This is a genomic window from Streptomyces sp. NPDC055099 (assembly GCF_053607685.1).
This window is the reverse complement of sequence record NZ_JBSGUA010000025.1, coordinates 1-9,116: the sequence shown is the minus strand read 5'-3', so window position 1 is coordinate 9,116 and position 9,116 is coordinate 1. Positions and strand designations below refer to the sequence as shown.

The window sequence follows — 9,116 nt, the reverse complement described above, 5'->3', positions numbered from 1 at the left end:
CCTCGGGGGCGACCGCTTCGGGGGTCACGATCTCGGCTTCCGGGGCGTCAGCCTCGGGCTCGGCGGCGACCTCTGCCTCCGGGGTGGAGTCGGGCTCGGCGGCAGCTGCGGGGGCAGCAACCTCCCCCTCCGGGGCAGCAACCTCCGCCTCGGGGGAGGCAGGCTCCGGCTCAGCGGCAGGCTCGGGGGAGGCAGGCTCCGGCTCAGCGGCAGGCTCGGGGGAGGCAGGCTCCGGCTCAGCGGCAGGCTCGGGGGAGGCAGGCTCCGGCTCAGCCGCAGCCGCAGGCGCGGCCGGCTCCGGATCAGCGGCAGCGTCCGGTGCCGGTGAAGGTGACGGGACCGAGACCCGGTCCCGGTCGAACGCCGCCGCGACGAGATCATCCACCGCCGAAGGCGAAGGCTCGGTCGAAGGCGACGGAACCGTCGCCTTCGGCTCGGACGCCGGAGGCACCCGCTCGGACGAGGGCGCCGGCACCGTGGCGGAACCGGAACCGGAACCGGAACCGGAAGAGGAAGAGGGAGAGGGAGCGGTAGCCGCCGGGCCTTCGGCGGACTCCGAAGCCTCTGAGGCCTTCGAAGCCTCCGGAGTCGCCGCCTCAGGCTCCGGAGCCTGATCCCCCTTGCGTGAAGACCGTCCGAACGCGTTCCGCAGGACACTCAGAATGCCCATGGGTGCACCCCTTCGCGTGAGTTGATTCCCGATAACCCCTGGCCAGGGCGGACACGTAAGGTTAGCCGTCGCGGCAGGCGATCTTGGTGAGGGTCGCCCAAGCGTCACCCGCACCCCGGATCAGCCCCAAGCGCACCCCGCACCCGCAGCTCAACTGCCCTCTGTGCGCTCTCGGTTCACCTCGCGTTCACCCTCAGGCCGTCGCCCTGCCGACCTCCGCGCCTAGCGTCACGGCGGAATCAAGCCACGCCAGGCGCATGCCAGGCACACGCCACACAACGGAGGAACCCGTGCGCAAGCTGCTGCCGATCATCACCTCGCACCAGGGGAGCGGCAACCGGTCCGCCCTGACCTGCCGGTTCCGTTGTGGTGACGCCTGCTTCCACGAGGTGCCCAACACCAGCGACAACGAGTACGTCGGCGACGTCATAGCGGGCGCGCTCAGCCGCCGCTCGATGATGCGCGCCGCCGCGGTCGTGACCGTGGCGACCGCCGCGGGCAGCGCCGTCGTCGCGGGCCCAGCCGCCCCCGAGGCGGCCGCCGCGCCCCAGAAACCGGCGTCGCACAAAAGCAAAAAGGGGGCGCGCGGTCTCCGCTTCACGCCCGTCGCGCCCAACAAGACCGACTCCGTGACGATCCCGGACGGCTACGCCCAGAACATCGTCATCCGCTGGGGCGAGCCCATCCTCCGTGGCGCCCCGGCCTTCGACCCGGACAAGCAGACCGCCAAGGCGCAGGCAGGACAGTTCGGCTACAACAACGACTTCCTGAGCCTCCTGCCGCTGCGCCGCGAGCGCGGGCGCCAGGTCCTCGTCGCCAATCACGAGTACACCGACGAGATCCTGATGTTCAAGGGATACGACGCCGCCAACCCAACACGCGAGCAGGTTGAGATCGCCTGGGCCGCCCACGGCCTCTCCGTGGTGGTCGTCGAGGAGGAGCGCAGGAGCGGCAAGCTGACCGCCGTCAGCCGTCACCAGCTCAACCGCCGCCTCACCGCCACCAGCGAGTTCCGCCTCACCGGCCCCGCCGCGGGCAGCGAGTACGTCCGTACGAAGGCCGATCCGCGCGGCACCAAGGTCCTCGGCACGCTCAACAACTGCGCGGGCGGCACCACCCCGTGGGGCACGACCCTGCACGGCGAGGAGAACTTCAACCAGTACTTCGCCAACGCCGAGAAGGTCACCGAGCCCACCGCCGCCGCGCGGCTCAAGCGGTACGGCGTCATCGGCGCCGCCTCCGAGCGCAAGTGGGAGCGCTTCGACGACCGCTTCGACCTCGCCAAGGAGCCCAACGAGGCCAACCGCTTCGGCTGGGTCGTCGAACTCGACCCGTACGACCCGGACTCGACCCCGCGCAAGCGCACCGCGCTCGGCCGCTTCAAGCACGAGGCCGCGCAGCCGCGCCTCACGCACGACGGCCGCCCCGTGGTCTACATGGGCGACGACGAGAAGTTCGACTACTTCTACAAGTTCGTCAGCAGCAAGCGCGTCGCCAAGGGCACCTCCCGCGCCGCGCACGAGCACAACCTCACGCTTCTCGACGAGGGCACGCTGTACGTCGCCAAGCTGACCGGCGACTCCCCGGCCGCCGACATCGACGGCACCGGCAAGCTGCCCGCCGACGGTGAGTTCGACGGCAGCGGCGTCTGGATACCGCTCGCCACCGCGGGCCCCAAGGGCCACGCCGTCTCGCACGTCGAGGGCATGACCGCCGAGGAGGTGTACGTCTTCACGCGTCAGGCCGGTGACAAGGTCGGCGCCACGAAGATGGACCGCCCCGAGGACGTCGAGCCGTCGCCCCACACCGGCAAGGTCTATGTCGCACTCACGAACAACTCCGACCGCGGCAAGGCGGGCAAGGCCGGTGCCGACGAGGCCAACCCGCGCAACCTGAACAAGCACGGGCAGGTCCTCGAACTGACCGAGCGCCGCAACCGGGCCGATTCGACCACCTTCGCCTGGTCGCTCTTCCTCGTCGCGGGCGACCCCGAGGACCCGGCCACGTACTTCGCGGGCTTCCCGAAGGACAAGGTCAGCCCGATCTCCTGCCCGGACAACGTCGCCTTCGACCCGCACGGCAACCTGTGGATCTCGACGGACGGCAACCAACTCGGCTCGCACGACGGCCTGTTCGGGGTCGCGACCAAGGGGGAGCGGCGCGGTGAGCTCAAGCAGTTCCTGACCATGCCGAACGGCGCGGAGACCTGCGGTCCGATCATCCAGGACAACCGCGTGCTCGTCTCGGTGCAGCACCCGGGCGAGATCGACGGCGCGTCCGTCGAGAAGCCCGCGAGCGCGTGGCCCGACGGCCCGGGGAAGATCGTCCGGCCGTCGGTCGTCTCCGTGTGGCGCAAGGACGGCTGCGACATCGGCGTCTGAGCGGCGCTTCCACCGGGTGGGACGTACGTGATGAGGGGGGCATCCCGCGCCTGCGGGGTGCCCCCTCTGTCATGGGCCTCTGTCATGGGCCCCTGTCATGCCCCCTGCCGTGCCCCCGCCGTCAGGCCGCCGTTGCCCTGCCTTCGAGCCACTCCCCGTAAGCGGGCGACTGGCGTGCCGCCTCCCAGTACGAGGCCTCGAGATCCCCGTACACCGCGTCCAGCGCCTGCACCGTACGGGCCGCCACCAGCAGCCGTACGCCGAGCGGGTCGCCGTACAGCGGTCGGACCGCCATGTCGGGTCGGTCGTGCGAGGTCGGCTGGCAGACCGTGACGACCTCGCCGGTGGCGACGAGCGAGGACGCGGTGAGGTAGTCGCCGTGCAGGACACGGGGGTTGATCCCGGCGGCCCGCAGCACCCGGAGCAGTCCGTCCCACTCGCCGTCCACCGTCGGGTCGACCATCCACCGGTCGGCGGCGAGGTCGGAGAGGTGGACGACGGGCTGCGCCGCCGCCGGATGGTCGGCCGGCAGGAAGACGAACTGCGGCTCGCGCTCGACCAGCACGCGCCACCGCAAGCCCTCCGGCATCCGCAGCGGGCTCCCCTCCACCTCGTGCACGAAGGCCACGTCGAGCTGCCCGCCCGCGACCATGCGCAGCAGCGCGTTGGCGGAGACGTCCATCTGGAGCGAGGTCTCGGTGGCGGGCAGCCGCACCCGGAGCCGCCGCAGCCAGCCCGGTATGGCACGGCTCGCGGTGGACCCGATGCGCAGCTGCGGCCCCTCGGTGGCGCGCGCGGCGGCCGCCTTCGTCTCGCTGACCAGCGCCCGCATCTCGCTGACGAGGGGACGGGCCCGGCTGAGGGCGACGCGGCCGAGCGGGGTCGGCCGGCAGCCGGTGCGCTCGCGGGCGAAGAGCTGGCCGCCGATCTCCTGCTCGATGCGGCGCAGCTGCGTCGTCAACGAGGGCTGGCTCATGCCGAGTTGGCGCGCGGCCTTGTGCAGGCTGCCGGTGTCGGCGATGGCGCACAGCGCGCGGAGGTGCCTCACCTCTAGCTCCATGGCCGTGAGCGTAGAGCGGTAAGGGGCGCCGCACCAGACTCACAAACCCCACGGGAACCACCTGAGTTGGGCACGCGTTGGCCCCCGGGGAAGGTTGGCGGACGGCGGGCGATAGCCCCGCGCTATCACCACTTGCCATCATCCGCTCGGGCCCCTGGCTCCCTGACACTCCCGGTACCGAACCGTTCACCTTTCACCGAACGAGTAGGGAGCCCCCCACATGAACAAGCGTTACCTGTCCGTCGCGGCCGTCATCGGCCTCGCGGCAGCCGGTCTCGGCTCGACGTCCGCGACGGCAGCGACCCCCACCGCGCCGTCCGCCACCTCCGCGTACGCCAACTACGCGGGCTCCGGTGAGGAAGCCGCGGCCAACAAGGCGTTCTTCGACGCCGTCCTCAAGTCGGTCGCCGAGAAGCGCGCGGCCAACCCGGGCGCGAAGCAGGTCACCGTGGTGTACGACGCCTCCGGTGCCCCGACCTTCGCGCAGCAGATAGCCAGCAGCACCTCCATCTGGAACGGCGCGGTGTCCAACGTGAAGCTCCAGGAGGGGAGTGGCGGTGCGAGCTTCGAGTACCGCGAGGGCAATGACCCGCGCGGTTCGTACGCGAGCACGGACGGCCACGGCCAGGGCTACATCTTCCTGGACTACGCGCAGAACCAGCAGTACGACTCGACCCGTGTGACCGCGCACGAGACGGGTCACGTCCTCGGCCTGCCGGACCACTACGAAGGTCCGTGCAGCGAGCTGATGTCCGGCGGCGGACCGGGCACCTCGTGCACCAACGCGCAGCCGGACGCGAACGAGCGGGCCAAGGTCGACCAGTTGTGGGCCAACGGTCTCGCGAAGGCGCTGGACAAGCTGGACAGACTGGAGAAGGTCGGCTGAGGTGAGCGCACCTCCTGTCTGACCTGCTGCTGAACAACCCACTGTGCCCACCGGCGCGCTCGACGCCGGTGGGCACAGTGCGTCACATGGCTCGCGTGGGTCACGTGCGCTGCGAGCGAGCCGTCATTCGCGCGTGTAGTAGCGGTAGAACGTCGCGGCGAACACGCCGCCCGTCACCGCGAGCGCCATGAACACGGACCGCAGGATCGTCGCGTCCGTCAGGCTGTAGATGTAGCCGAAGGAGATTCCGGCGAAGGCGGCCCAGGCCGCCGCGCGCAGTTCGCGCGGCAGGCGGGGCGCGGCCTTCCACAGGCCCATGAAGACCACGGCGAAGACGATCCCGGCCACGACGCCGAGCATGACGTTGCCGGTGGTGATGGGACCGGCGTCCCGCGCGATCTGCGCGGTCCAGAGGCCGTAGACCAGGCCGAGGACCGCGGCGACCGGCGCGATACCGGTGACGTGGGAGCCCCCGCGGACGCGGGGTACGGATGGCGTGGATGCCACGTGAGCCATGACGGTTCCTCCAGACTCCTCCGCCCCCGGTAGCCCCCGGTCCCGCCTTTCACGCCCGCCCCACCATCCAGGGCACACCCGCCGGCGCCGCCCGGCAACTCGGCGGCCTCAGTGGTCGCGGTTGTAGCCGCCCTCGCAGGTGTCCCAGCAGGGCTTGTACTCCTGGCACGGGTCCGCGGTGGCGCAGCTCGGCACGTGCTTCCCGCCGGTGTCGACGTACGCGGCGCTCGCCCAGCCCCGCACCCCGCCCAGCCAGTACCAGTACGAGTTGCCCCAGACGCTCGAACCCCGCGTCTGGCACTCCACGCGGTCCTGGCTCTCGCCCGGAAGCTTCGCGACGACCGAGGCGCCGGTGGAGGGCGCGTCCCGGATCTTCAGGTCCTTGGGGGCGATGATGGTCCCCCAGACCACGTCGTGGTCGTTGTGCGTGGGTGGCGCGGTGGCGGATGCTGGTGCGGCACCTCCGAGGGACAGTGCTCCCGCGGTCAGGAGCGCGGTGACGAGAGTTCCCAGGACGGCCGGAGTGGTTCTCAGGGCCGGAGTGGTCCGCATGATCGACCTCCTCTTTCCGGAATTACCCCGATCCCCCCATCCCCGCCCTTTTGTCCCCTCTCCAGCAAACACCCGTTCGGGCTAAGGCTCCACCGGGCGATGAGTTTGCGCCGCGCGGACGGTCTGACCTCGTGACGGAACGACACGTACTGCACGTGCTGACGTGAGAGGGCGTACGACATGAACAGCGTGGCCATCGAGACCGCGGGCCTGGTGAAGACCTTCGGTGACAACCGCGCCGTCGACGGCGTGGACCTCACCATCCCGGCCGGCACGGTCTACGGTCTGCTCGGCCCGAACGGCGCGGGCAAGACCACCACCGTGAAGATGCTCGCCACCCTGCTGCGCCCGGACGGCGGCGACGCCCACGTCTTCGGCCACGACGTCGTGCGCGAGGCCGACGCCGTACGCAGCAGGGTCAGCCTCACCGGGCAGTACGCCTCGGTCGACGAGGACCTGACCGGCACCGAGAACCTGGTGCTCCTGGCCCGCCTCACCGGCCACGGCAAGAAGGCGGCGTACGCCAGGGCCGCGCAGCTCCTCGAAGCCTTCGGTCTGACCGACGCGGCCACCCGGCAGGTGAAGAACTACTCCGGCGGCATGCGCCGCCGCATCGACATCGCGGCGTCCATCCTCAACACCCCCGACCTGCTCTTCCTCGACGAGCCCACGACGGGCCTCGACCCCCGCAGCCGCAACCAGGTCTGGGACATCGTCAGGGCGGTCGTCGCGCACGGCACGACGGTCCTGCTCACCACGCAGTATCTGGACGAGGCCGACCACCTCGCGTCCCGCATCGCCGTCATCGACGACGGCAAGGTCATCGCCGAGGGCACCAAGGGCGAGCTGAAGGCGTCGGTCGGCGCGGGCTCGGTGCACGTACGGCTCCGGGACGCGGACCAGCGCGAGGAGGCGGCGCGGGCGCTGCGCGCCGCACTCGACGCCGAGGTCCAGCTCGAACCCGACCCGGTGGCCCTCACCGCCCGCGTCGGCAGCGGCGGGGCGAACGGCAGGGGCGCCGCCGAGAAGGCGTCCCGCGCCCTCGCCGAACTGGCCAGGGCGGGCATCACCGTGGACAACTTCTCCCTCGGCCAGCCCAGCCTGGACGAGGTGTTCCTGGCCCTCACCGGCACCCCCCACCACGCGACGGACATGGCGGAGAAAGAGAAAGAGGCACAGGCATGAGCACCGCGACCACCACATCCGAGGCCCAGGACCTGGCGCCCGTCAGCACCGAGTCCCTCGCCGAGCTGCTCGTCTCCGGTGACCGGCCGCAACGCCCCAGCGCGCTCTCCGCGTCCCTCACGTTCGGCTGGCGGGCGATGCTGAAGATCAAGCATGTGCCGGAGCAGCTCTTCGACGTGACGGCGTTCCCGATCATGATGGTGCTGATGTACACGTACCTCTTCGGGGGCGCACTCGCCGGTTCGCCGACCGAGTACATCCAGTACCTGCTGCCCGGCATCCTCGTGATGTCCGTCGTCATGATCACGATGTATACGGGCGTCTCGGTCAACACCGACATCGAGAAAGGCGTCTTCGACCGCTTCCGCACGCTGCCGATCTGGCGCCCGTCGGTGATGGTCGGCTATCTCCTGGGCGACGCCCTGCGCTACGCGATCGCGTCCGTGGTCATGCTGACCGTCGGCATCATCCTGGGTTTCCGCCCGGACGGCGGCGTCCTCGGTGTGGTGGGCGGCGTACTGCTCCTGCTCGTCTTCTCGTTCGCCTTCTCGTGGGTGTGGACGATGTTCGGTCTCCTGCTGCGCACCGAGAAGTCCGTGATGGGCGTCAGCATGATGGTGATCTTCCCGCTGACGTTCCTGAGCGACATCTTCGTGAAGCCGGAGACCATGCCGGGCTGGCTGCAGGCCTTCGTCAACAACAACCCCATCACGCACCTCGCGTCGGCGGTCCGCGACCTGATGGCGGGCACGGCCCCGGGCTCGTCGCTCGCGTGGGCGCTGGGCTGGGTGGTGCTGCTCGTGGCGGTGTTCGGCCCGGTGACGATGCGGCTCTACAACCGCAAGTAGGAAGTTCTCGAACCGCAAGTAGGAAGTTCTTGCCCCGTATGCGGGTGTCCCGGTCGCGCCCCGCGTGACCGGGACTTCTCCTTGGGTGCGTGTTCAGACGCCCGCTGTCCGCCGTCCTCCTGGTCCTCGCGGTCCTCCTCGTCCCCCTCGGCGCGCTCTCCACCTGGGCGAAGTACGAGATCGAGGACGCCGACGCGTACGTCGCCACGATGGCGCCGCTCGCCTCCGACCCCGACGTACGCGACGCGGTGGCCGCGGCGGTCACGGACTCGGTGACGCGGCAGATCGACGTGGGCCCGCTGCAGGGCACCGTCGAGTCGTTCCTCGGGGACGCGGTGCGGTCCTTCACCGGTACGAAGGCCTTCAGGACGGCCTGGGACGCGGCGAACCGTGCCGCGCACGACGCGGTGCAGCGGGCGCTCAGCGACAGGTCGGACGGCGGCGCCGTCACCATCGACCTGGCGCCGATCACCGAGCAGGTCAAGCGCCAACTGGCCGCGGACGGCGTGCCGTTCGCCGACAGCATCCCCGTCACGCACACCGAGGTGACGCTCATGGAGTCCTCGGACCTCGGCCCCTTCGGGAAGGGATTCCACATGCTCCAGATGGCGGGCCTCTGGCTCCCGGTCGCGGCGGTGCTGCTCGCCGTGGCCGGCATCTACCTGGCGGTCCACCGCCGCCGCGCGGTCGTCCGTACGGCGCTGGGCGCCGCGCTGGCCGGGGCGTTGCTCGCCGTGGCGGTCATGGTGGGCCGCGGGCTGACCCTGGACGACCTCCCGAAAGACGTCTCCCGCCCGGCCGCGGAGGCGGTGTACGACGCGCTGACGCACTCACTGAGCGTGGCGGGGTGGGTGATCCTGGGGGCGGGGCTGTGCGTTGCGCTTGCCGCGTGGCTGCTTCGGCGCCGTCAATCACCGGTTCCGCCGAGATCGTCCTCAATCGCCGGCCGGGCTGGGAATTCCAGCCCGGCCGGCGGTTGAGGCCATCTTGTCGGGGGGTGAGGGGGGCGGGCCCCCTG

The 9,116-nt window shown here is 70.7% G+C and carries 8 protein-coding genes and 1 pseudogene; 5 read left to right on the top strand and 4 right to left on the bottom strand.

Annotated elements, in window-relative coordinates:
• Nucleotides 1-385 (bottom strand): annotated as a pseudogene (locus ACWFRU_RS37970) (VWA domain-containing protein); the annotation flags it as partial.
• 575 nt (nucleotides 386-960) lie between these two features.
• On the opposite strand from ACWFRU_RS37970, the gene ACWFRU_RS37965 reads away from it, so the two are divergent.
• On the top strand, nucleotides 961-3,051 hold the full coding sequence (locus tag ACWFRU_RS37965; protein WP_453692682.1) for a PhoX family protein: 2,091 nt from the start codon (nucleotides 961-963) through the stop codon (nucleotides 3,049-3,051).
• Between the two features lie 121 nt (nucleotides 3,052-3,172).
• Here ACWFRU_RS37965 and ACWFRU_RS37960 read toward each other — a convergent pair whose 3' ends face one another.
• Nucleotides 3,173-4,111 carry a LysR family transcriptional regulator gene (locus ACWFRU_RS37960; RefSeq protein WP_453692680.1) on the bottom strand — a complete coding sequence of 313 codons (939 nt, stop codon included), beginning with the start codon at nucleotides 4,109-4,111 and terminating at the stop codon, nucleotides 3,173-3,175.
• A 220-nt stretch (nucleotides 4,112-4,331) separates the two neighbouring features.
• Here ACWFRU_RS37960 and snpA point away from each other — a divergent pair, with 220 nt between their 5' ends.
• A complete protein-coding gene (gene snpA, locus ACWFRU_RS37955; protein WP_453692678.1) occupies nucleotides 4,332-4,997 on the top strand; it encodes a snapalysin in 666 nt (221 codons plus the stop codon).
• 123 nt (nucleotides 4,998-5,120) lie between these two features.
• Here snpA and ACWFRU_RS37950 read toward each other — a convergent pair whose 3' ends face one another.
• Nucleotides 5,121-5,513, bottom strand: a complete 393-nt coding sequence (locus ACWFRU_RS37950; RefSeq protein ID WP_453692676.1) for a hypothetical protein — start codon at nucleotides 5,511-5,513, stop codon at nucleotides 5,121-5,123.
• A gap of 108 nt (nucleotides 5,514-5,621) precedes the next feature.
• A complete protein-coding gene (locus tag ACWFRU_RS37945; protein WP_453692674.1) occupies nucleotides 5,622-6,065 on the bottom strand; it encodes an SH3 domain-containing protein in 444 nt (147 codons plus the stop codon).
• Between the two features lie 180 nt (nucleotides 6,066-6,245).
• Here ACWFRU_RS37945 and ACWFRU_RS37940 point away from each other — a divergent pair, with 180 nt between their 5' ends.
• The 3 genes from ACWFRU_RS37940 to ACWFRU_RS37930 all read left to right on the top strand — a co-directional run bounded on the left by ACWFRU_RS37940 (nucleotide 6,246) and on the right by ACWFRU_RS37930 (nucleotide 9,078).
• Entirely contained in the window at nucleotides 6,246-7,250 is a 1,005-nt protein-coding gene (locus tag ACWFRU_RS37940; RefSeq protein WP_453692672.1) for an ATP-binding cassette domain-containing protein, read from the top strand.
• Nucleotides 7,247-8,098 carry an ABC transporter permease gene (locus tag ACWFRU_RS37935; RefSeq protein ID WP_453692670.1) on the top strand — a complete coding sequence of 284 codons (852 nt, stop codon included), beginning with the start codon at nucleotides 7,247-7,249 and terminating at the stop codon, nucleotides 8,096-8,098. Before ACWFRU_RS37940 ends, ACWFRU_RS37935 begins: the two co-directional genes overlap by 4 nt.
• A gap of 89 nt (nucleotides 8,099-8,187) precedes the next feature.
• A complete protein-coding gene (locus ACWFRU_RS37930) occupies nucleotides 8,188-9,078 on the top strand; it encodes a hypothetical protein (protein WP_453692668.1) in 891 nt (296 codons plus the stop codon).
• Nucleotides 9,079-9,116 lie beyond the last annotated feature (38 nt).